Annotated in this window: 1 protein-coding gene; it reads right to left on the reverse strand. The window is 60.8% G+C overall.

All coding sequences use genetic code 11. The annotated features are described in order from the left end of the window. Window positions 1-1,082: S-(hydroxymethyl)glutathione dehydrogenase/class III alcohol dehydrogenase (locus U4Y90_RS35930; RefSeq protein WP_321801891.1), on the reverse strand; the 1,082-nt coding region annotated here is incomplete at its 5' end.

The raw sequence follows: 1,082 nt of genomic DNA on the forward strand, positions 1-1,082 counted from the left end.
TCAATAGATCACGACGGAACGAATCGACTCGCCTTTCTTCATCAGGTCGAAGCCGTCGTTGATCTGCTCCAGCTTCAGATGATGCGTGATCAGATCGTCGATATTGATCTTGCCTTCCATATACCAGTCGACGATCTTCGGCACATCCGTGCGCCCGCGCGCGCCGCCGAATGCCGAGCCTTTCCATTCGCGGCCGGTGACGAGCTGAAACGGCCGCGTGCCGATCTCCTCGCCCGCCGCCGCCACGCCGATGATGAACGACTGGCCCCAGCCCTTGTGCGTGCATTCGAGCGCCTGGCGCATGAGCTTCACATTGCCGACGCATTCGAACGAATAGTCCGCGCCGCCATCGGTCAGTTGCACGATGTGATCGACGACGTTATCGACTTCCTTCGGGTTGATGAAATGCGTCATGCCGAACTTCTTCGCGAGTTCGACGCGCCCCGGATTGATATCGACGCCGATGATCTTGTCCGCGCCGACCATCTTCGCGCCCTGAATCACGTTCAGTCCGATGCCGCCCAGCCCGAACACGACCACATTCGCGCCCGCTTCCACTTTCGCCGAATACACGACCGCGCCGACGCCCGTCGTCACGCCGCAACCGATATAGCAGATCTTGTCGAACGGCGCGTCTTCGCGCACTTTCGCCACCGCGATTTCCGGCACGACGATGTAGTTCGAGAACGTCGATGTGCCCATGTAATGGAACAACGGCTTGCCGCCGAGCGAGAAGCGCGAGGTCGAATCGGGCATCAGGCCACGGCCTTGCGTCGCGCGAATCGCCTGACACAGATTCGTCTTGCGCGACAGACAGAACTTGCATTGCCGGCATTCGGGCGTGTAAAGCGGAATCACGTGATCGCCCTTTCTCAAGGTGCCCACGCCCGGCCCGACGTCCACGACAACGCCCGCGCCTTCATGCCCGAGAATCGCCGGAAAAATGCCTTCGGGATCGGCGCCCGACAGCGTGTAGTAATCGGTGTGGCAGATGCCCGTCGCTTTCACTTCGATCAGCACTTCACCCGCGCGCGGCCCTTCCAGATCGACCTCTTCGATCGTCAACGGCTTGCCGGCTTCCC

Origin of the sequence: Caballeronia sp. J97, assembly GCF_905220305.1 — a bacterium.
Lineage (GTDB): Bacteria > Pseudomonadota > Gammaproteobacteria > Burkholderiales > Burkholderiaceae > Caballeronia.